At 67.9% G+C, this 20,638-nt stretch carries 23 protein-coding genes and 1 pseudogene; 7 read left to right on the top strand and 17 right to left on the bottom strand.

The features are described 5' to 3' along the window. The first annotated feature begins 7 nt into the window (after window positions 1-7). A complete protein-coding gene (locus LR393_RS09360; RefSeq protein WP_231483180.1) occupies window positions 8-673 on the top strand; it encodes a fasciclin domain-containing protein in 666 nt (221 codons plus the stop codon). A gap of 67 nt (window positions 674-740) precedes the next feature. Here the strand turns inward: LR393_RS09360 and LR393_RS09355 are convergent, their stop codons facing one another. From LR393_RS09355 to LR393_RS09330, 6 genes are all read right to left on the bottom strand, one after another. Beyond that, window positions 741-1,745: a hypothetical protein gene (locus tag LR393_RS09355; RefSeq protein ID WP_231483179.1), complete on the bottom strand. Its 1,005-nt coding sequence runs from the start codon at window positions 1,743-1,745 to the stop codon at window positions 741-743. A gap of 544 nt (window positions 1,746-2,289) precedes the next feature. Next, window positions 2,290-3,012 carry a hypothetical protein gene (locus LR393_RS09350; RefSeq protein WP_231483178.1) on the bottom strand — a complete coding sequence of 241 codons (723 nt, stop codon included), beginning with the start codon at window positions 3,010-3,012 and terminating at the stop codon, window positions 2,290-2,292. A gap of 295 nt (window positions 3,013-3,307) precedes the next feature. Then, window positions 3,308-3,940: a hypothetical protein gene (locus LR393_RS09345; RefSeq protein WP_231483177.1), complete on the bottom strand. Its 633-nt coding sequence runs from the start codon at window positions 3,938-3,940 to the stop codon at window positions 3,308-3,310. Window positions 3,941-4,044: 104 nt separating this feature from the next. Beyond that, window positions 4,045-4,509: a hypothetical protein gene (locus LR393_RS09340; RefSeq protein ID WP_231483176.1), complete on the bottom strand. Its 465-nt coding sequence runs from the start codon at window positions 4,507-4,509 to the stop codon at window positions 4,045-4,047. A 67-nt stretch (window positions 4,510-4,576) separates the two neighbouring features. Beyond that, a complete protein-coding gene (locus LR393_RS09335) occupies window positions 4,577-4,960 on the bottom strand; it encodes a hypothetical protein (RefSeq protein WP_231483175.1) in 384 nt (127 codons plus the stop codon). Window positions 4,961-5,079: 119 nt separating this feature from the next. Next, on the bottom strand, window positions 5,080-5,988 hold the full coding sequence (locus LR393_RS09330; protein ID WP_231483174.1) for a LysR family transcriptional regulator: 909 nt from the start codon (window positions 5,986-5,988) through the stop codon (window positions 5,080-5,082). A 74-nt stretch (window positions 5,989-6,062) separates the two neighbouring features. Between LR393_RS09330 and dapA the strand changes: the two genes are divergently transcribed. Further along, window positions 6,063-6,974 (top strand): 4-hydroxy-tetrahydrodipicolinate synthase, encoded by a 912-nt coding sequence (dapA, locus tag LR393_RS09325; RefSeq protein WP_231483173.1) that lies wholly within the window; start codon window positions 6,063-6,065, stop codon window positions 6,972-6,974. A 20-nt stretch (window positions 6,975-6,994) separates the two neighbouring features. On the opposite strand, the gene LR393_RS09320 is transcribed toward dapA, so the two are convergent. From LR393_RS09320 to LR393_RS09310, 3 genes are all read right to left on the bottom strand, one after another. Continuing rightward, a complete protein-coding gene (locus LR393_RS09320; RefSeq protein ID WP_231483172.1) occupies window positions 6,995-7,372 on the bottom strand; it encodes a PH domain-containing protein in 378 nt (125 codons plus the stop codon). A 9-nt stretch (window positions 7,373-7,381) separates the two neighbouring features. Further along, window positions 7,382-8,677, bottom strand: a complete 1,296-nt coding sequence (locus tag LR393_RS09315; RefSeq protein WP_231483171.1) for a family 43 glycosylhydrolase — start codon at window positions 8,675-8,677, stop codon at window positions 7,382-7,384. Between the two features lie 142 nt (window positions 8,678-8,819). Further along, on the bottom strand, window positions 8,820-9,686 hold the full coding sequence (locus LR393_RS09310) for a DODA-type extradiol aromatic ring-opening family dioxygenase (RefSeq protein WP_231483170.1): 867 nt from the start codon (window positions 9,684-9,686) through the stop codon (window positions 8,820-8,822). A 173-nt stretch (window positions 9,687-9,859) separates the two neighbouring features. Between LR393_RS09310 and LR393_RS09305 the strand changes: the two genes are divergently transcribed. After that, on the top strand, window positions 9,860-10,054 hold the full coding sequence (locus tag LR393_RS09305) for a hypothetical protein (protein WP_231483169.1): 195 nt from the start codon (window positions 9,860-9,862) through the stop codon (window positions 10,052-10,054). An 8-nt stretch (window positions 10,055-10,062) separates the two neighbouring features. Here LR393_RS09305 and LR393_RS09300 read toward each other — a convergent pair whose 3' ends face one another. The 3 genes from LR393_RS09300 to LR393_RS09290 form a co-directional block, all read right to left on the bottom strand. After that, window positions 10,063-10,254, bottom strand: a complete 192-nt coding sequence (locus LR393_RS09300) for a hypothetical protein (protein ID WP_231483168.1) — start codon at window positions 10,252-10,254, stop codon at window positions 10,063-10,065. A gap of 394 nt (window positions 10,255-10,648) precedes the next feature. Next, a complete protein-coding gene (locus tag LR393_RS09295) occupies window positions 10,649-11,632 on the bottom strand; it encodes a hypothetical protein (protein WP_231483167.1) in 984 nt (327 codons plus the stop codon). 3 nt (window positions 11,633-11,635) lie between these two features. Further along, a complete protein-coding gene (locus LR393_RS09290; RefSeq protein WP_231483166.1) occupies window positions 11,636-12,226 on the bottom strand; it encodes a SigE family RNA polymerase sigma factor in 591 nt (196 codons plus the stop codon). A gap of 217 nt (window positions 12,227-12,443) precedes the next feature. Between LR393_RS09290 and LR393_RS09285 the strand changes: the two genes are divergently transcribed. Continuing rightward, window positions 12,444-14,213, top strand: coding sequence for a tetratricopeptide repeat protein (locus LR393_RS09285; protein WP_231483165.1), 1,770 nt, complete (start codon window positions 12,444-12,446; stop codon window positions 14,211-14,213). A 62-nt stretch (window positions 14,214-14,275) separates the two neighbouring features. Here the strand turns inward: LR393_RS09285 and LR393_RS09280 are convergent, their stop codons facing one another. The 5 genes and pseudogenes from LR393_RS09280 to LR393_RS36960 form a co-directional block, all read right to left on the bottom strand. Continuing rightward, a complete protein-coding gene (locus LR393_RS09280) occupies window positions 14,276-15,178 on the bottom strand; it encodes a hypothetical protein (RefSeq protein WP_231483164.1) in 903 nt (300 codons plus the stop codon). 236 nt (window positions 15,179-15,414) lie between these two features. After that, window positions 15,415-16,617: a Dyp-type peroxidase gene (locus tag LR393_RS09275; protein ID WP_231483163.1), complete on the bottom strand. Its 1,203-nt coding sequence runs from the start codon at window positions 16,615-16,617 to the stop codon at window positions 15,415-15,417. Window positions 16,618-16,628: 11 nt separating this feature from the next. Further along, on the bottom strand, window positions 16,629-17,201 hold the full coding sequence (locus LR393_RS09270; protein WP_231483162.1) for a copper chaperone PCu(A)C: 573 nt from the start codon (window positions 17,199-17,201) through the stop codon (window positions 16,629-16,631). A gap of 105 nt (window positions 17,202-17,306) precedes the next feature. Then, entirely contained in the window at window positions 17,307-17,939 is a 633-nt protein-coding gene (locus tag LR393_RS09265; protein ID WP_231483161.1) for a hypothetical protein, read from the bottom strand. Between the two features lie 22 nt (window positions 17,940-17,961). Continuing rightward, window positions 17,962-18,308 (bottom strand): annotated as a pseudogene (locus LR393_RS36960) (DUF1330 domain-containing protein). Between the two features lie 376 nt (window positions 18,309-18,684). Here LR393_RS36960 and LR393_RS09250 point away from each other — a divergent pair. The 3 genes from LR393_RS09250 (at window position 18,685) to LR393_RS09240 (ending at window position 20,608) form a co-directional block, all read left to right on the top strand. Then, window positions 18,685-18,984 (top strand): DUF1540 domain-containing protein, encoded by a 300-nt coding sequence (locus LR393_RS09250; protein WP_345718672.1) that lies wholly within the window; start codon window positions 18,685-18,687, stop codon window positions 18,982-18,984. A gap of 176 nt (window positions 18,985-19,160) precedes the next feature. Next, window positions 19,161-19,682 carry a hypothetical protein gene (locus LR393_RS09245; RefSeq protein ID WP_231483157.1) on the top strand — a complete coding sequence of 174 codons (522 nt, stop codon included), beginning with the start codon at window positions 19,161-19,163 and terminating at the stop codon, window positions 19,680-19,682. A gap of 71 nt (window positions 19,683-19,753) precedes the next feature. After that, the gene (locus LR393_RS09240; protein WP_231483156.1) at window positions 19,754-20,608 is read left to right on the top strand and encodes a DUF4097 family beta strand repeat-containing protein; all 855 of its coding nucleotides are present in this window, start codon (window positions 19,754-19,756) and stop codon (window positions 20,606-20,608) included. Window positions 20,609-20,638: the final 30 nt, after the last annotated feature.

Below are 20,638 nucleotides of genomic sequence, written 5' to 3'. Positions count from 1 at the left end.
CAATATCATGAACGCTTCGATGCGCAAGTTCTTCATCGCCGGGATCGCTCTCACCGCCACCGCGGGCCTGGCGGCCTGTGGCAGCGACAGTGACGGCAGCACCGACGCCGGGTCGACCGGTATGAGCTCGACGAGCGCCTCGAGCCCGTCGATGACCACCGGTTCAGCCATGGACACCGAGATGGTCGGCTCCGGTTGCGCGGCCTACGCCGAGCAGGTCCCGGACGGTGCCGGCTCCGTGTCCGGCATGGCAGCCGACCCGGTGGCCACGGCCGCCAGCAACAACCCGCTGCTCAAGACCCTGACCGCGGCGGTCTCGGGCAAGCTGAACCCGGACGTCGACCTGGTGGACACCCTGAATGGTGGCGAGTTCACAGTTTTCGCACCGGTTGACGATGCCTTCGCGAAGGTGCCGGCCAAGACGCTGGACTCTTTGAAGACCGACAGCAAGACCCTGACCGACATTCTGACGTACCACGTCGTGGCGGGGCAGCTCTCGCCGAGCGACGTGGCGGGTGAGCAGAAGACCGTCGAGGGCAAGAACGTCGACGTCACCGGATCCGGCGACGACCTCAAGGTGAACGGGGCCAGCGTGATCTGCGGCGGCGTGAAGACCGCCAACGCCACCGTCTACCTGATCGACCAGGTGCTCAGCCCGGCTGACGCCAAGTAACGCGCACCAAGGCCGGGGCCCCGAGCAGCACGCTGCTCGGGGCCCCGGCCTTTTTTCGGGTGGACGATCAGGAGCAGGTCCAGGTGGCCGGCGCCGGGTCGTATCCGATGTCGTCCACCGAGGACTGGCTGTACCCGATCACCGTGCCGTTCTCGGTCACGTCGCTGACGCTGCTGTAGCCGCCCTCGACGTAGTTCGGCAGCCGGGTGACCGTTCCGGCGTTCCACACCGCGGCCTGCCCGAGGTAGCCGCCCGTGGGGGAGCCGGCCACCAGCCCGCTCCCATTGACCACGTGCCCACTGAAGGTGGCCGGCAGAACGGTGCTCGACGCGTCTTTCATCAGCACCGTGACCTGATCGGTCGCACCCGACGGGGTGCTCCCGGCCAGGACGTACGTGTCGGCGGCGCTGCGGGCGGAGGAGTCCTGGAACGCCTTCAGCCCGTCGACCGCCGAAAGACCGCCCTTGATCGTGCCCTTCACCGCACGGGGGACGCCGTACTCCGGGTCGTCGGTCGTGGTGCCGATGAGCGTGCCCGAGTCGGTGATGTCGGTCAGAACCAGGCTGCCGTCACCGGCACCGAGGTCGTGGTACTTCTTCGGGGAGTCGGCCGACCAGACGACGGCGTGGTTGTTCCCGTCGAAGTCGGCATAGCCCGCGATGACCCCCTTGTCGTTGATCGACCGCGCGGTGGTGGAGGACGCCCCCTTCGGCACGGCGAGTTCGACGACCTTGCCCTTCATCACGAGGTACGGGCGATCATCGGTCAGATCGTTGGCGAGGATCACGCCGTCGGCATTGATATCTACACTCTGAGCGCGCTTTCCGCTCGGTGAGTCGAGCACGGTGACCTTGTCGTCCTGCCAGAGCAGGGCGCGGGTGCCGTGGCCGTTGTCGCCGGAGCCGACGAAGGCGTCGTCGTTGCCCGCGCTCGGCCAGACGTCGGTGAAGCCCTTGGGCGTCTCGTGGATCTTGACGCTCCAGGTGCAGTCGGCGGTAGGGCTGCCGGCTTCGGGAGTGGTCGCGAAGGCGGATGCGGTGGCAGAGGCGGCGATCAGGCCGGCCGCCGCCAAAACGACTGCAATACGGGTGGGAACGCGAGAGAAGGCAAAACGCATGGTGATCCCCAGGGAAGTGCTGGAAGCAAGTGCCCGACCGGGCATTGCCCACCCTAACCGGGTGGTTCGCGACTTTCCCGGATTTTGCCGTTCCGTGACCTGGCGGCGTGTCATGTGCCGAAGACGATGAACGGAAGCGGTTTTTCGAGCTCACCGGAACTATCGGCCGCCCACCGAACCGCGATGAACGTCCTTCCTGATTCGGCGACCGACAGTGCTCCGGCACCCACAATGCACGGATGACCTGGGGATCCGAACGGATGCGGAAGCGCTTGCAGTGGAGCGGCGTCGCTGCCGGTCTGGTCCCGGCCATCAGCGGGTGCGGCGTACCCGACGGCGGTGGGCACGGGCGAGAACGGGAATCCGGTCGCCTAAGTCGTCCTGTGCGAGGGGCACATCGACAGCCTGATTCTTCACTTCGACGAGGGTGAAAGGGCCGTCGATGCGGCCAGGACGTCGGCGGGCCGGCCGGTGGCGGCGAACGCAGCATAGGACCGGATCAGCAGGGCCGACCGGTGACGATCGCGGGAATGGGCGACCGGTCGGCCACCCAGGCCGAGCAGGCCGGGGAGATCCAGGAGGTCACTCTCACGGCGGCATCGTGGTCGTCCATGAGGTTCCGGCGGTGGATCGGCTCGTGGTGGGCGGCGCGATTGCGCAGGTACTGCAGTTTTTGAAGAGAACGGTCAACCTCGATCCGACGGACGGTCAGGTTGCTGGGGCTGAGCGGGAAAGCATGGCCGATGGCGGGTGTCCACAGGGCCGTGAGGTAGCGCGAAGCGGAAAGGTAACGCCAGAATCCGAGGGTGAGTTCGGCGATGACCTTGCCGTGAAGTTCACGGTCACGGCGGTAGCGGGTGGCGCGTGCTCTGGCCTGGGCGATGTCGTTCCGGCCCTGCTGGTCCAGTGGCGCCACGTCGAACCAGGACTGTCCGTGATGCCGCTGATCGGCCCATCTACGCAATTGCTGGTCCATCGCATTCCGCACGATGACCTCCACCATCGCCGCTGTCGTCATTGCGGCTGCCGAGGCCCGGATGTTCCATTCGTAGAGGGCGAAGGCAAGTTCCGGATCGCCGTGAGCGGCCAGCTCGTAGGACTCCATGCGCTCCGTGGTCAGGTGCTGGCGAATGATCCGGTGATCCCACTGCGCCGCCGCCGTACCGATTGACATCGTCTTGCCCTTCTGCGAATCTTCTTGGGAAGACCCCGGAACGATCACTGGCCTCGGCTATATCGCCGGGGTTACGCCTTTTGCGGGTTGTTCTGGGCATCGGCCCGGTAGAACGATCGCGTACGGCCAACCACGTCCATGACCACGATGTGTAGACCCTAGGATCCGGACCGAGTCCGCCTCGGTCATCCCACCTTCAGCCTGAACAGGCGATTCGCGTCTTAGGGGAGAGCTCTTCATCCCGGCGCGTCGGTGAGGTCGATGCACTCTCGGTGCAGTCGTTCGGGGCGGGTAGGCCTACGCCTGCCGCAGGAGGTCGAGGGCTCCTGCGGCAGTTCGGGAATCAGCCGGCCGTGACCGCGGAGGTGCGCGTGGCGGTGGTCGAAGTGCCGCCGAACACCGCCCGCCACTGCCGCTTGGCGCTCTTCTTCGTCAGCTTGAACGTGCCGTTTTTCGCCGTCGTGACGGTGCCGGCGCCGGCCCACTTGCCGGTGGCCGTCTTGTACTCGATGCGGACCTTCTGGCCGGAGACGGCCGAGTAGGTGCCGTAGCCGAAGTCGGCCCGCTTCAGCGTGCCGGTCACGGTGCGCTTGCCGCTGCCGATGTTCGTCGCCTTGGCGCTGATCACCGAGCCCCGCAGAAGCCGGAAACTGGTGCTGCACTCGCTGGTTGCGCGGGTCACCTTGACGGCGTGCAGGCCGGCGTCGGAGTTCAGGTAGAACTTGGGGCTCATCTGGACGATGGTCGAGCTGAAATCGGGGTCCTTGACCGCGAAGACGAAGAGGTCGCTGATCTCGACCGTCCACTCGGTGCTACCCGCGACGCCGAACTTCACGTTCTTGGCCTTGGTGAACAGCGTGGCCGACGTCGGGGTGATGGTGCAGGAGGAGGCCGCCTGGGCCGGGGCGATGGGACCCAGCAGGGCCAGGGCGGCGCCGGCGACGACAGTGCCGGCAAGGAAACGAAGGCTTTTCACAGAAAGCAGCGTAGGGACTGGTAGTTCAAGTTTCAGGCTTCTTGTCGCGAACGTGATCTTGGACCCTGAAAGCTTAGGGATAAGTGCGGTTCAGTCCCGGGCCCTCATTCTTCCCCGAGTGCCGTCTCCAGCACCTGGAGCACCTCGTCGAGGTAGTCGGTCCAGTCCTTGTCGTCGGGCAGGAAGGCGGACAGCAGCCAGCCGCCCAGGGCGAAGCCGGTGATCGCGACGTCGCCGGGACTCATCACGTCGAGCACGGCCTGCTCGCCCAGCGCCGCGCTCATATAGGTGCGCACCAGCTCGGCCGAGACCAGTGACCAGTCCTCCTGAGTCTCCGCGAAGTCGTCGGCGAGGTCATCGATCTGCTCCGGATCGGGCACGTCACCGTCGTGCATGTCCTGCAGGATCACGGCGGTGACATTGATGGCGAGCTGGAACGCGCCGATGGTGAAGTCGTCCCCACGATCCAGAATGGCCTCGATCGCCGCGTCGAAGTCGTCCGGCTCTTCCGCCACCGAGGCTGCGAAGCCCTCGCGGACGGCGGCCTCCAGGGTGCTGTCGATCGTCACGGGAGGTCTCCTGCGTTCGTCTGGACTACTGGACCTGAGCGCGGCCCACGGTAGTACCCGTCCGTTCTCAGGGCGCCGGGGAGGTGACGGAGAGCGTCTCGACCGCCTGGGCGTGCCGGCCCCACCGCACCTCGATGTCGGTGGAGACGTCCGGCCGGGGGAGTTTCGTCAGGCCGCCGTAGGTCTTCTGTCCGGCGTCGAAGGCGCTCGCCCCGACGTCGCGGTAGAGGTTCTCGCTGTAGAACCGCCAGGTCGCGTCCGGATGGCCACCCAGGCAGTACTCGTCGGTGAGGATGGTCAGGGTCGTCGGGTCCTGGCAGACGGCGACGAAGTCCAGGCTGAGTGTCGCCGCGGGGTCGGGCGGTGCCCCCTGAGCGGTCGCGCAGCCGAACAGCACCATGGTGGACGCGGTGGCCAGCAGCGCGTACAGGCTGCGTCGAGCGGCGGTCATGGAAATCCTCCGGGCCCTGCCGGGTGATCCCTGCGTCCCGGTCCGGACCACGTTCGCACAGGGACATTAGGTACGTCTCGGGCCAGGAGTGAATTATGTGACCGGTTGAGTGGTGTCGGTCACAGACCGGCTCCGGCCGAGGTGCCCAGCTCGGCCAGCACCGCCCGGATCGCCGGGCTGGCGTTCGCGCTGCGCCGCCAGGCCGCGAAGACCTCGCGCTTGGGAACGCGTTTCAGCGGCAGGGCGACCAGGTCCGCGCGCAACGGCGGGCGGCCCAGCCGCGGGATCAGCGCGATCACCGAACCGGAGGCCACCAGCGACAACTGCGTACTGAAGTCGTCGATCAGGTGCCGCACGTCCGGATCCCCGTCGGCCCCGGCGAACAGCCGCCGGAACCACTGGTGGCACACCGTCCCGGGTGGGCTCGTCACCCAGGGGTGCCCGGACAGGTCCGCGACCGTCAGCGGACGGTCGAGAGCGACGAGCGGATGAGAACGATGAAGGACGACGTCACCGACGTCGGTGTGGATGTGCCGCTGGATCACGGACGGGGGAAGAGCGACCGGCACTCCATCGGCGTCGTGGATCAGCGCCAGGTCGGCGGTCCCGGCCTCCACGCTGTGCAGGGCCTGGTCCGGGTCCTGCTCGCTGATGTGCAGGAAAAGCTCCGGACAGCGGACGGCCAGGTCGGCGACCGCAGGGGCGAGCAGGCCGCGCACACCCGTCGAGAAGGCGACCACGCGCAGGGTGCCCTGCGGGGCGCCGTCGGCCACCGACCGGGCCGCCTCGGCACAGTGCTCCAGCGCCTGGAAGACCTCGGGGGCCGAATCGACCACCGCCTGACCGGCCGGAGTGAGCACGACACCGCGCCCCGCCGGGGCCAGAACCGGCACGCCGACCTCCCGCTCCAGGCGCTTGATCTGCTGCGACACCGCCGAGGCGGTGAAACCCAGCTCCTCCGCGGCCTTCGCCAGGGTGCCCAGGGTGGCCACCGAACGCAGCGCCCGCAGGGCGCTCACATCGATCATCAAGTCAGATTACGCAATAGTGCCAAGAAACCTTCGCTGGACCGCAAGCATGACGGAAAGCGAGGATCGACACCATGGCAACCGACCGCGTTCCCGCTGATCTGCTCTTCGGCTCCAACATCGTCGCCATGGTGACCCCGATGAAGCCGGACAACTCCATCGACGACGCCGCGGTCGCGAACCTGGTCGACCACCTGCTCAGCACCGGCTGCGACGGCATCGTGGTCGGCGGCACCACCGGCGAGGCCCCCACCCTGAGCGACTACGAGGCCAACGAACTCGTGCGCCTGGTGAAGTCCCTGGTGCAGGGGCAGGCCCCGGTCATCGCCGGCGTCGGCACCTACGACACCGCCGCCACCGTGCGCCGCGCCCAGGAGGCCGAGGCCGCCGGCGCCGACGCCCTGCTGCTCGTGACGCCGTACTACAACCGTCCCACCCAGGCCGGCGTGGTGGCCCACTGCACGACGGTGGCCGACGCCACCGCCCTCCCCGTGATGCTCTACGACATCCCCGGCCGGACCGGCCTGGCGCTCACCTCGTCCACCATTGTCGAACTGGCCGCCCACCCGCGGATCCAGGCGATCAAGGACGCGAAGGGCGACCTCTTCGAGGCCATGACGATCATGACGCAGACCGGCCTGGCCTACTACTGCGGCATCGACGAACTGAACCTGCCCTACCTCGCCAGCGGCGCCACCGGAGTGGTCAGCGTCGTCGGCAACGTGGCGGCCGGCCGCAACGCGGAACTGATCCGCGCCGTGCGCAAGAGCGACCTCGACCGGGCCCAGGACGTCATGCGCGACCTGATCCCCCTGACCGACGCCCTGATGCGCACCTCGTCGGGAGCCATCATGGCCAAGGCCGCACTCGCCGAACAGGGCGTGATCCCCCACGCCACCGTGCGTCTCCCGCTGATGGAGTCCCCGGCGGAAGACCTGACGAAGCTGCGCAACGCCCTGCGCACGGTGGTCGTGCCGGTCGCCTGATCCGGCGATCGGAAGGAAGATCAGCCCAGCACGTAGGTGGCGATCAGCTGGCTGATCGCGCGGATGTCGACGCGGCCCTTGAACTCGAACCGGATGTTGCCGACCGTGCTGAACCACAGGTCGAGCTCGGCGTCGAGGTCGAAGGTGCCGGCGGTCTCGATCGAGAACACCTGAATCTTGTTGTAGGGCAGCGTGGTGAAGTCTTTCTTCTTGCCGCTCAGGCCCTGCACGTTCACCGCGACGATGCGCTTGTCGGTGAACGCGACGAAGTCACGCACGGTCTTGAAGGTCCACAGCAGCTGCTCGCCCGGAATCAGGATGGGCCCGACGTGCTTCTCCACGTCGCCGGGCGAGCACTCGCTGAGCCGAAACACCGAATCTGTCGCGAAATCGATCATTCGGGCATTTTAGGGCCGTTTCACGTAGAGCCGGTCACCGGTGTACTCCAGCTTGACCACGCCGGACACGGCCGCGTCGTCCACCCGGGCCGCGTTCGAGTAGTACCCACCGGCCGGGTTCAGGAAGAACGTGCCCCACAGCTGCCCGGTGTGGTCGACGAAGAAGTTGTTGTGCCCGATACCCACGCCGGCGGTGTAGCGCTCGGAGTACGGGCCCTCGAGCTTGTCCGAGACGGCCACCACCGTGTCGTACTGGTACTGCTTGCGGCCGTCCTGGTCGGGCTCGTAGGAGTAGCGCGGGCTGCCGTCGGCGTCGAGCGAGGTCCAGTCCCAGGCGGCCAGCAACAGGTGGTACTTCTTGCCGTACTTGAAGACGTACGCGCCCTCCAGGTAAGGCTCCACGCCCCAGGGGGTTTCCTTGAACTCCGCGATGGTCTCGATGTTCTCCAGGTCGTCCGTGTACCGCGCGTAGAGATGGTTGTGCAGGATCAGCCAGGCCTTCTTGCCCTCGGTGTACATGCCGCCGTCGATGTGGAAGTAGACGGCCGGGTCGATCCAGTCCGGGCCGCCGACGTTCTCACCGTAGGGCTTCTCCAGGTTGCCCTGGGCCACCCGGTACGGGCCCTCGACGCCACCCTCGCTGATCAGCGTGAAGGTGCCGACCTTCTTCGAATGATCGCCCATGCACGCCACGATGTACCACTTTCCCTGGAAGTAATGCACTTCCGGGGCCCAGACGTTGCCGCGCCGGCCGAACTGGCCGTCGTCCTCCCACCACTCCTGCCAGGGGGCGACCACCGTGCGGCCGGCGGTGTTCTCGGTGACGAACTCCGGTGACCAGACCTTCCCCTTATCTGCCTTGGGGCGAATCTTTTTGGTGTCGGCCAGCTTCCAGGGTCCTTTGAGCGACCGGGCGGTCCAGACGAAGATGCCGTCGTTGTAAGGACCCGGGCCGGGCAGGCCTTCGGCGTTCGTGGTGCCGGTGGCGACGTAGAGCGGCCGGCCGTCGACGACGAAACAGTTGACGTACGTGTCCCGCATCCAGACCCGTCCGAGTTCCTCGTCGCGGGGCCGGAGTTCGAGATCGAGGACGAAGGAGTTGTCTTTCCGGGGCCACAACTGCGGTCTCGGGTCGGCCCGGCCGTACGGCTGCGGGTCCGGCCAGTTCGCGGAGCCTCGCGCGGCCGTGGTAGGGACCGCTGCTGATGCTGAAGTTGCTGGTAGAGCGGCAATTCCCAGGGCTCCGGTGGCTCCGGCGAGAAGGGAGCGCCGCCCCAGGGGCAGCTGGTCACCGAGTCGGGTCATAGGTCCACGGCCTCCTTCGTGAGTGCCGACGACGTTGCCGGGCACGATGAAGACGCTATGTCAGACCAAAGCGTTTTGCAACGATGGAAAACGAAAAGTGCCGACCCGCTCGAGACGAGCGGGCCGGCGTCCTCAATGAAAGTCAGGCCATCTGGACCGACCGGATCGAGTTGCCCATCACCATTCTGCCGAAGGCACTTTCAATGCTCTGACCAGGGTCAGAGGCCGCGCCGAGGGTGAGCAGGAGGGGGACGAAGTGGTCGGCTGTGGGGTGGGCCACGCGAACACCAGGGGCTTTGGTCCGGTAGTCGACCAGTGAGTCCACGTCACCGCGGGCCATCGCGTCGACCGCCCACTCGTCGAAGGCCTGGGTGTGGCCGACCAGCGCGGGGTCCCGGAACACCGCGAAGCTGTGGGTCATGAAGCCCGAGCCGATGACCAGGTAGCCTTCCTCGCGCAGGGAGCGCAGCCGCACGCCCAGGTCGAGCAGGGCCGAGGGGTTGAGACTCGGCATGCTGAGCTGGATCACGGGAACATCGGCGGCCGGATACATGGCCATCATCGGGATGAACGCGCCGTGGTCGAGGCCCCGGTTGACGAACTGGTGCAGCGGCGTGGTGTCGGCCAGGCTGCCCGCGACCTGGTGGGCGAGCGCGGTGGCGTCGGGGGAGCGGTACTTCAGCGTGTAGTAGCGCGGGTGGAAACCGCCGAAGTCGTAGTAGAGCTCGGTGCCCTCGGCCGATCCGGAGATGGCCAGCGGGGCGTTCTCCCAGTGCGCCGACACGATCACGATGCCGCGCGGCTTGGGCATCTTCTGGCCCCAGTCGAACAGGTCACGCAGCCAGGCCGGGTCGTCGAGGGTGGGCGGTGCGCCGTGGCTGACGAAGAGGGAGGGGAGGGGACCGTCGGAGGGCTGCCAGGTGCGCTGGGCCCGGGCCTGGGGGAGCACGTCGGCCAGCAGCTGGTCGTACGCGCCGGCCGGGACGGCGGGGTTGAACGGATCGGACACGGCGGCTACTCCAGCGACGCGGGGGCAGGGACCCGTCCAGCATAACTTTAATATTCAACTATATGCGAGGGGCCAGACGGTGCCCACGCAAAGTCACCTACGGTCACGCTTCCAGGACCCGTGCACCCCTGCCTCCGGGCAGCATTCAGCTGACTGCTCTACGCTTTCCGGGCATGAGCGAGTCGTCACCGAGCACAGAGCAGATCGAGCAGGCCATGGAGGTTCTGGCGGCCGCGAAGCCGGAGGACCTGCCGTTCGACTTCGTGTACCGCCTTCGCGCGTGGCACGAACAAGAGGTGCTGAGACTCGACGTGAAACAGGATCCCGCCAAGGGTTACGACTGGTTCGCCGGGATGAACCAGGGTTAGAACCAGGGCTAGAAGCGCACGTCCTCGGGTACCAGCGGGACGGCGATGGGCCAGTAGCCGTCCCAGTCCCAGCTCCGGTGCCCGCATCTCCAGCCGTATTCGAGCCGTCGCGGCCAGAGATACTCGGCACAGATCGCGAAGCCGCAGATCGCGAAGGTGCCTGTCGCCAGGAGAACGCACGTCAGAAATGCTGCCGCCACGGTGTCCGCTCCCTTCGGAAAGCGGTGGAGGCGGACATGGAAACAGCGGGCCGGGCATCCTCGGGGGATGTCCGGCCCGCTGCGTGTCTCCCGAACTGCGTGCTTGAGGACGACTCGTCCCCGGCCTCAGCTGGGGTCGGTCGGGGGCAAAAGAGGCTCGCCCCGGCTCCGACCAGCCGGGGCGAGCGAACAGGGCGGCCCCGCCCTGGGAGGGGTCACGGCGGGACCGGCTGCTCAGGGCATCGTCATGGAGGTAGCGACACCCTGAGCAGGAAGCGATGCGGCTTCGTGGCCGACGGAACTGCATCTCCTCAGGGCCACAGTCGTTCCGGACCGGTCAAAGGTTGCCCGCAATCTTGAGAAAGATTTTGCGGACGACGCGGAGACCTTCGGATCAGCTCGAGGAAGCGGTTGCGGCGAGGAAATGCACCGGTCCACGTCCACTGGACAGGTTGATCGTCGTCTCCCCGGAGTGCGACGGGATCGTGATGTTGACGACGTACCCAGCGTCCGAGCCCAGCTCGACGCGCTGCTGCTTGAGGTTCTGCCCGGTCACCGCCACGTTCATCAGGTTGCCGGTGTAGAGCGTCACCGTGCGGGCCGCCTCGGAGGCCGTGACCGTCACCACCGCGCCGTCGGTCTGCAGCCAGCGGGTGGTGCCGTCGCGATCCTGCTCCGGTACGCCACCGGTCCACGACAGCTTGAACGGACCGTCCACGCTCGCGGCCGAGGCCGGCGCGGTGAAGTTCAGCAGAGGGCTGGACACCGCGGACTTCTTCCGGATCGTTCGCAGGTCGTTGCGGGTGCCGATGGCCAGCCAGTCCTCGTCGGCGGCGCTCAGCATCAGTTGCTGCCCGTTCGCCATCGTGGTGACCTCGATCGTCGCCTGAGTCAGGCCCGAGGCGTTGCCGCTGGTGCCGCCCGTCGAGGAGCTGGTCGAGGAACGGGGTGAACTGGAGGACGGGGTGCCCTGGCCGGTCTTGCCACCCGAGTCCGGGGTACCGGCGTCCTTCGAGGTCGAGACGCCGTCCGGCGTCTGCTTCTTCCCGGACTCCTGCGTCACGGTCGGGCTCGGGGCCGACGACGTCGCCGGGTCGCTCGGTGACTGGAAGGTCGGCACGTTCACCGGAATGGTGGACGGGGTCTGGTTGGACGCCGGCGCCATCTGCGAGACCGCAGCGGTGACACCCCCGCCGACCAGCAGGGCGGCCGCCGCGGACAGCAGCACGGGCCGCTTGCGGGGGGCTTCCTCCACGCGCCGGCGCAGAGGCACGACCTTGGGACGGCGGTCTTCCATCCGGCGCCGGATCGCCACCACGTCCGGCTCGTGATCCGCACCTAGTCCCCTGAGAGCTTCGAGCAGTTCATCCTCGGGCACGGATCACGCCTCCTTCCTGGTAGTCCTGGTCGAGGTCGCCGAAGTGGCCACTCGACCTGGATCCAGCTGACTACGCAGCTGGGCAAGACCTTTCGATGTCTGGCTCTTGACCGTACCCAGACTGATACCGAGTGTTCGGGCGACCTCTTCCTCCGGCAGGTCGAGCACGTGGCGCATCACCACGCAGGCTCGCCGCCCAGGGGGCAGCGCGAGCACAGCGGCCTGCAGATCCACCGCTCCACCGATGTCCGGCGGGTGGTAGAACCATTTGGTCAGCGGGGTCATCAGGCGATGTCGCTGACGGTCCCGCACAGCTGTACGCACACGTTCCACTGAAAGGTTCACCACGATCTTGCGTACGTAGGCGAGCGGACTGTCCGCCCCCTGCACGCGATCCCAGTGTTCCCATGCCGAAGCCAGGGCCTCCCCGACCACGTCGTCCGACTCGGCCCGGTTGCCGGTCATGCTGTAGGCCAGCCGGGCCAGCTCACGGTGATGACGACGGAAGAAGTCCTCGAACTCGGCTTTGGCACTGGCGTTACCAGCCACGTTGCCGAGCCGGGTCGGACTTCCGGCCGCCCAGGGTTTGCTCATCCGTGGAGCCGTCTCCTTGTCCTGGTCAGAGCCGTGCGAGAGGCTCCCGAATGCCCGCGGGCGCCTCCCGTACGTGCTGTCAGTCGGGCTGGGGCAACCAAAGGTTGCCCTGTCTGCAGCGAAATTATGTTTTGCCGGTGATAAGCCCGTGTGACGGGGGTGCCGGGGGAGCGGAACGGCCCCGCCCGGAGGGGGTGGCTCTGGCAGGATCGGGCCCGTGGGGGATTCGGGGGCGATGACACCGGGTGACGGGTTCGCAGAGGGATTCGTGCTCGCCCGTCAGGCGGCGCGGGAGCGGGCGGGCAGTGAGCCGGTCGATGCCTTCCTCGGGGTGCTCTCCTACCTCCATCCCATCGGCCTGGGCCCGGAGCTGCTCGTCCACCTCCCGGACCTGGGTGCGGCGGCCGAGGCGCTCATCGCCTCCGGGGCCCTGCTCCGGGACGGGACCACGGGAGCGGTGCGCATACCCCCGGCCGCGGCCCGGGTGCTGCGTGACCTCGACCTGATGTCGAACACCGCCCACGGACGCCTCGACGGGCTCGCCGGGGTGGTCTCCACCCTGGTGGCGAAGGCGCCGGGCGATCCCGAAACGGCGCTGGAACTGATGCGGCACGCACTGACGCTGTGGAAGAGGTCACTCGAGGCCGTCGCCGCCGGGCACGACGGTGCTGTCGAGCGGGTCAGCCGGGCCACCACCCAGGCGGTCACCCACCTGCAGTCGGCCGGCGAACCGGCCCGGGCCGTCGAGGCCGGCCGTGAGGTGCTCACCGGGTGCCGGTCGGTGCTGGGCGACGACCATCCGGTCACCCTGGCTGCCGCCAGTCGCCTCGGCAGTCTGTTGCTGTCCATGGGGGACGCGGGTCAGGCCGCTGACCTCCTGGCTCCCGTTCTCGCGGCGCGGCCCGACTCTCAGGACATCGCGCAGCCCGAGCTCATCACCATGACCCACAACCTGGCCTTCGCCCGGGGCGCGGCCGGTCGCACGGACGAGGCCATCCCGCTGTACGAGAAGGCCTTCGCCGCCAGCAGCGCGGTGTACGGCGGCGAGCACCCGATCAGCCTGACCATTCTCGGCAACCTGGCCGAGAGCTACCGGGCGATCGGCGACTACGGCCGGGCGATCCCGCTGCTGCGACAGGTGCTGGAAGAGCGGCAGGCGGCGCTCGGCGGGGACCACCCGGACACCCTCACCGCGGCGAACAACCTGGTCGGGGCGTACAGCGATCTGGACGGGACGGCCGTGCCGGTCAGCGTGTTCCAGAAGATCTACACCGACCGGGCCCGGGTACTCGGGGAGGACCATCCGAACACGCTGATCTCGCAGAGCAACCTGGCCAGTGCCCATCAGCGGGCCGGTGACCTGCCCACGGCGATCACGCTGATGAAACAGGTGCTCCGGATCCGCCGCACGAAACTCGGCCCGGCCCATCCGGACACGCTCACGGTGATGAGCAACCTCAGCGCGGCCTACGCCGACTCCGGGAAGGTCTTCCGCGGGTACCGGCTCTGCCGCCGGGTGGTGGCCGGGCGCAGTGCCGCGCTGGGCGAGAAACATCCGGACACCCTGCTCGCCATGAACAACCTGGCGCAGGCCCACCTGGCCGTGGGCCGGACGAAGGCCGCGCTCAACCTGCACGCCAGCGTGCTCAGCGACCGGCACGCCCTGCTCGGCGGTGACCACCTCGACACCCTGGCCTCGATGAACAACCTGGCCTCGGCCCTGAACCGGGCCGGTCACCCGGCCGACGCGCGTCCCCTGCACGAACGTGCCCTGAAGGGCCGACGGCGCGTGCTCGGACCTACCCACGTGGACACGCTGGCGTCGCTGAACAACCTGGCGTTCTCCCATCAGGGTCTGGGCGAGATGCCACGGGCACTAGAACTTTTCGAGGAAGCACTGACGGGGGCCCGGCAGACGCTGGGTGAGCAGCACCCGGTGACGAAGAAGTTCGAGGCGAACCTGCGCCGGGCCCGGACCACGGCCTGAGCCGGGCCGGGACGGACGACGGGAGAGCCGCTCTCCCGCCGTCCGCCGGTCTGTCCGGGAGGTCAGCGGGTCACGGTGACCCTGGCGGAGTTCGAGGTGCTCGGTGCGCTCTTACCGTCGCCGGGGTAGAAGAACCGGAAACTGCCCGAGCGTCTGGCGTTGATCGTGACGGAGATCTGCTCCGCCCCCGGCACTATGGTGCGCACCGAGCGGAACTTCGTCTCGCTTTTTGCCTTGAACTGGAGTTTCACCGTGGGGGAGTAGTTTTCGTACGCCCCGGTGTCCCAGTCGGCCCGGCTCAGATCGCCGGCCAGCGTGAGCTCCCCACCCTGCTCGACCTCGGTTGCCGAGGCCGTGAAGGTCGAGTTCCAGTCGGTCTCGCGCAGCAGGGCGAAGCCGGTGGTGACGTTGTCACGGCCGCTCGACGTCGACGTGCAGTTGCCGTCGTCGTCACAGTCGAACGAGGTGTCGTCGTCGCGGTCGTTGCCGTTGGCGTCGTCGAACGCGTACACGTAGGCGTTCTGCGTGCCGGCCATCTGGTTGCCCTGGAACTGCCCGGTGCCGACCAGGTCGAACGAGGTCGAGCCGTCGGGGCAGGTGAGCGAGGCCGGGCCGGTGTACTTGTAGGTGCAGGCGCCGAACCAGCCGACGTGACTGCCCCGGTACAACTCACCGGTCACGGCCCACTTCATGGCGTGAGCGGAGTCGTCGCAGTCGGTGGCGACGTCGAACTGTACGGTCGCGGGTTTCACGCCGGCCGTCACCGTGGTCGGGGCGACGTCGGTGATCGAGCAGTCATCACCGGTCGCAACCGCCTGGTGCATTGATTTAGCGATTTCTTCCAAGGGTTTCGGCGATCTCGGCGTCTGTTCCACCGGTGCGGCCTGGGCCGTGGCCGGCGCGATCAGGCCGATCGTGAGCGCTGTGGCAGCGCCGAGCGTGATGAGTAACGGACGAGTCTGCATGCGTAGTCCCAGTCGGAAGACGACGTCTGGCTGGCCCATCATGGCTCACATCGACTGCATGATGCGCGCACGCGGCGCGTTCGGTGCGGACTTGATGAAACTTAAGTTTTCTTTGGGGAATTGGTTAACTGTTGAGGTGGCCGGATCTGGCCGACATGGATCGCTGCAAAACTGGTGGGGGACGCCGCTGAGCTGCTGCCGACAGCGGCGGTCTCAACGGCGTCCTCCATTTTCGGTCAGCCGACCAGGGCCTCGCCGATGTACTCGCCCTCGGTGCAGCCTGGGGGCACCGCGAATGCGGCCGAGCCCACGTGCGTGGTCCAGGTGTTCATCGCGTCGGACTCGGCCAGCCGCTTCTGGACCGGTACGAACGAGGCCACCGCGTCTTTCTGGTAGGCGGCAAAAAGCAGACCGCAGTCGGGCTTTCCGTCGGGGTCGGGGCCGTCGTCGTAACTGAACCCGCGCCGCAGCATGCGCTCGGTGGGAGTGCGGGCGGTGGCCCGCACCACGTGGGCCTCGGCCGCGACGACGGGAAATCCCTGGCCGTCGACGGCAGCGGTGTCCGGATCATCCTTCTCCGCACCGCCGGTCACCGGGCTACCATCGGAAAGCTTTCGGGCAGTTGCCATTTCCTTGGCCGGACGACCGAGATCGTCCCAGGTGTCGACATCCATGCGGATACGCCGGAACACCAGCATACTGCCGCCCCTCAGCCAGCCCGGCTCGTCCGACCACACCGTGGCGCCGAAATCTTCGGTGTCGGAGGCCGGATTGGCCGTACCGTCGCGCTGCCCCATCAGGTTCCGGGGCGTGGTGCCGGCCGGTTCGCTGTCCCGCGCGGGATTGAAGCCCGTCTGGCACCAGCGCACCGAGGCCAGGTCACGAGAATCACGCACCAGGCGGCGCAGGGCGTACGACAGGGGAACGGCATCGTCACTGCACACCTGGAGCAGCACGTCGCCGCCCGACCAGCGGTCCTCGAGCCGGTCGGTGGCGAACGCCGGCAGGTTGCGGATGACATCGGGGCAGTGGTCGCCCCGCCCGATCGCGTCGAACAGGCCGGGGCCGAATCCGAACGTCACGGTCAGCCGGGAGGGCAACGCCGGGATCTCCGGGTCGTTCCCGGCCAGGGGTGCCCGCCCGGCCGTGAGTTTCGCGGCGTCGTCGGTGAGAAGCCGCAGCAGACGCTGCACATGTGAACGGTCGGCGCCGGGCTTCAGGTCCAGCGCCAGAAATCGCGCATGGGCCTGGGCCCCGGTGGCGATCCCGGCCTGGTGGTTTCCGTAAAAGGGGACGACCTGCGCACCTTTTGCTTCCGCCGTCACCACCGATGCGGTGTCGGGCCCGGGTTCGGACAGGGCCAGGGTGGCCGCGGCGCCGGCCAGACTCCCGCCCGCCAGCGTGGCGCCGCCCCCGAGCAGGAGGCGGCGCCGGCTCATAGAAGGCCGGATCACTCCATGCCGTCCGTGTCGTCGTACTTCTCCTCGCCGGCCGAGGTGGTCTTGGCCAGTGCGGTGAAGTCCTCGGTCGAGCCGTCGTCCAGGGTCAGGCGCACCGTGACCTGGTCGCCGGCCTCGATCGGTTTCGTCAGGTCGAGCACCATCACGTGGTCGCCACCGGGCGCGAGCTCGTGCTTCTCCCCGGCCTTGACCACGAAACCGCCCTCCTTCTTCTGCATCACCATCGAGCCGTCGACCATGACCATCTCGTGCAGTTCGGTGGTGCTGGAGGCGGAGGTCTTCGCGGACTGCACCGTGACGTCGGTGGTGCCGGTGTTCTCGAGCGCGCCGAAGACCGCGGTCATCCCGGCCTTCGTGTCGGCCGCCTTCACCCACGGGTCGACGACGGTCAGGCTGTCCGCGCCGGTGCTGGTGATCTCGCCTCCGACCGCCTTCACATCGGAGGCGGCGGAGGTGGCGGCGGTGGACGAGCCACCGGCACAGGCGGACAGGGCGGTCACCATGGCCAGGGCGGACAGGGTGGTGGCTGCGAGGACAAGGCGCTTGCTCTGGTACTGGGGCATGACGAAGGAACTCCTCGGGTGCTGAAGGAACGCCGATGCCGCGCCCTGGGCAGGGGGCATCGGCGAGCGGTGAACGTTCCGGCTGTGGGCAGCCGGCCCTGTGGATCAGGCGAAAATCGCCGAAGGGCAGGGTGGTCCACGGCGCCCGACAGCACCGATGAGGGGTTCGGGCCGCAGCGGCACGGTACGGCGCGAGGCAGTACGGCGTAGCCGGGTCGGCACCGGGAGGGGCCGGAAGCGGCCGGGCAGCTTCGGGAAGATCCACGAAAGCATGCGCCACAGAGCGGTTTCACCCTTGCTGAGCAGCAGGCCGAGCAGGGCGGCGGCGCTCAGGTGGGCGAGAAGCATCAGGGGTGAGGAGGTGCCCATGGTCATCGCCGGGTGGTCCTGGCAGACCATCGATCCGGCCTGGGTCATACCGGGATGGCCCAGATGGGACGACATCTGCACGCAGTCGGCCGCCGGGCCGAACTGCCCGAACAGCCAGTGCAGCCCGGTCTGGACCGCGATCATCGCCGTGCCGACAGTGGTCGGTCGGCGCAGCTTTCCGGCGCTGAGCACGGCTATCGGGGCGAGGATCAGGGCCAGCGCGGCCAGCAGGACGGGGGAGGGTGCGATGCCGCCGGCGAGGAGGTGGGCCACGGCGGCGAGGGAGACGGCGCACGCCGAGAAGGCCCCGGCCCGCAGCACGCGGAGCTTGCCCTCGACGAGCTGTCGCTCGGCAGCCCGCGTACTCACGCGTTCAGGATAGCCAGAGTCTTCAGGCCCCGGCGGCCGGGCGGGTGGCCGGGCTCAGGATGTCGGTGGCGGCGTGGGGCCGGGTGACGCCGTCGACCAGGATCACCGAGCCCGAGCTGTTCCGGGTGCGCAACGGCAGGATGGATCGGTAGGCGGGCGAGTCGTACCGGTCCTGGGCCGCCGGCAGACTCGGGAACGAGATCACCACGACGTCTCCCGGCCGGGTCTCTTCCAGTTCGTGCACCTGTGCGCCGTGCACCAGGAACTGGCCCCGAACGGTTCGAGCGTGCTGTCGATGCGGCGCAGATATTCGATCACCTCGTCGTTCACGATGACGTGGGTGAGATGGGCGATGGCGTAAGCGGTCATGCGGACGACGCCAGGTGTCCGCAGGGCCGCCCGGCGATGACCTCACAGGTCATGTGACCGGTGCCAATGATCAGGTAAGGCTGGCCTTTCTCTTTCACCGGGAGGTTGTCGGATCGCCGCGCCGAAGGATACGAATTTCCGGTTCTTTCGGCCCGGCAATGGTCGGTAATGCCCGGATTGAATAATGGACGTGGGTGCTTGTGTATATCTTTTAGGCCAGCTGACCTGCGGTGATGGATTTATCTGGAATGTAGGCGAACCTTGCCTAACTCGACTGAGGCAAGGTTTGCCTGGGTAATTCCTGGATTGCGGGGCGGAGAATTATCTGGTCATCTTCGGTTAAGCAGTGTCCGGGAGAACGCCTGAACGAAAGAAGTTGGTCATGACCACCATGCCCGCAGTGAGTGAGTGCTCGGTCGACGGTTGCGGCTACAACCACGACGGTTGTCACGCCTTCGCCATCACGGTGGCCGGGAGCGACGGCAGTGCCGACTGCGGCACGTTCATCCCGCTGGCGCGCAAGGGTGGCCTCGACAAGGTGGTCGCTCAGGTGGGGGCCTGCCAGCGCGCCGACTGCTCGTTCAACAACAACCTGGAGTGCTCGGCCACCGGCGTGCGCATCGGCGCGGGTACCGGCAGCGCCGGCGCCAACTGCCTCACCTATCAGCCCGCCTGACGTCACTGCCGCGCCTCCGGGCGCGCTCGTATTGGGGTGACCCCGGCGCCGTCTCGGCGCCCACGGGGTTACCCCAATTGCGTTTTGCCTGGTCAAGTGCAGTGACGCCAAGATGTTGCCACCCATGGCGCCAATTCGCTGGACAGTGACGTCATTGTGGCGTCATCATGATGCACATGGACGTCACCGCATACACCGCTCGCCTCCACCGGGATCTGTACGCCGCCGGAGAGGTGGGCGGCGAAGAGGCCCTGGCCGTCGCCGAGCACATGGCCAATGCGCTCGACTCCTCGATCCGGCTCGTGTTGCTCGACGCGCTGGTCGAGGCGGCCGGGGAGATCACCGAGAACCTGAGCCCCGGCTCGGTCGAGGTTCGCCTGCTCGGCCGGGAGGTGCAGTTCGCCGTCACACCCCCGGCCGTTCAGCCGGCGGCTCAGCCGATCGCGCCGGCTCCGCAGAACGTGACGGACGAGCCGGAGGACGACGGTGGTACCGCCCGGCTCAGCCTGCGCCTGCCCGAACGTCTGAAGTCCCGCGTCGAGGAGGCCGCCTCGGCGTCCGGGCTCTCCGTGAACGCCTGGCTGGTGCGCTCGATCGCGTCGCTGGTCGATGCCCCACCGGTCCCGCCGGCCGCCCCGCCGGCTGCGACCCCGCCCGTGGCCGTCCTGGGTCAGCGGCGCTCCGGCTGGGTCCGCTGACCTCTTCTTCACGGCCGTAACGGCCGTCCCGCACCACTTTTACTCCCGCACCGCCCTCACCTGGAGTTGTCATGCCCGCATTCAGCACTCCCGAGCCCATTCACGCCCTGATCGACATCGGCGGCATCTCCCTCAGGGTGCACGCCGTCGAGGGCGGGACCAGCACCACGGTCGAGGTGAGCCCGCACAACCCCAGCCGTTCGGTCGACGTCGAGCATGCCCGCAACACCAGCGTCGCGCTGGTCGGGGGCCGGCTCACCCTCCGCTCCCCGCGCAGCACCAAGGCCCGTCTGAAGAACCTTTTCGGCTCTTCGGAACGGGTCGACGTGGTGCTCACCCTGCCGGCCGGATCGAAGCTGGAGATGCGGGGATGGGGTGACGTCAACTCGGAAGGACTGCTCGGCGACGTCGACCTCAGCACCGGGATGGGTGACGTCGACCTGGAGGCCGTCGCCGACATCCGGGCGAAGACCGGGATGGGCGATGTCCGGGTGACCTCGGTGCGGGGAACCGCCGACCTGCGGACCTCGGCCGGATCGGTCGCGGTCGGCCAGGTTCAGGGCGAGTTGACGGCCAAGACCTCGGCCGGTGACGTCAAGGTCGAGGAAAGCCAGGGATTGGCCAGGCTTTCCACCTCGGCCGGGGATGTCAGGGTGCAGCGGGCCCGGGCCGGTGTCGAGGCCCGGACCTCGGCCGGCGACGTGCGGCTGGGCTCGGTGAGCAGCGGCCGGATCACCGCCAGCACCTCGTACGGGCAGCTGGAGATCGGCATCGCCCACGGTACGGCCGCCTGGCTCGACGTCAACGCCCGTCAGGGAGTGGTACGTAGCACTCTTGAAGACGCCGACGGACCGGGCGATTCCGAGCTCACCGTCGAGATCCACGCGAGCACCGGGTACGGCGACATCGTGTTGCGCCGGGCCTGAACACCCACTGGAACCAGCGAACGAGGAGCG

The organism is Kineosporia mesophila (genome assembly GCF_021129235.1).
Lineage (GTDB): Bacteria > Actinomycetota > Actinomycetes > Actinomycetales > Kineosporiaceae > Kineosporia > Kineosporia mesophila.
The sequence above is the reverse complement of the archived record's forward strand: the minus strand, read 5'-3'. Positions and strand labels throughout refer to the sequence as shown.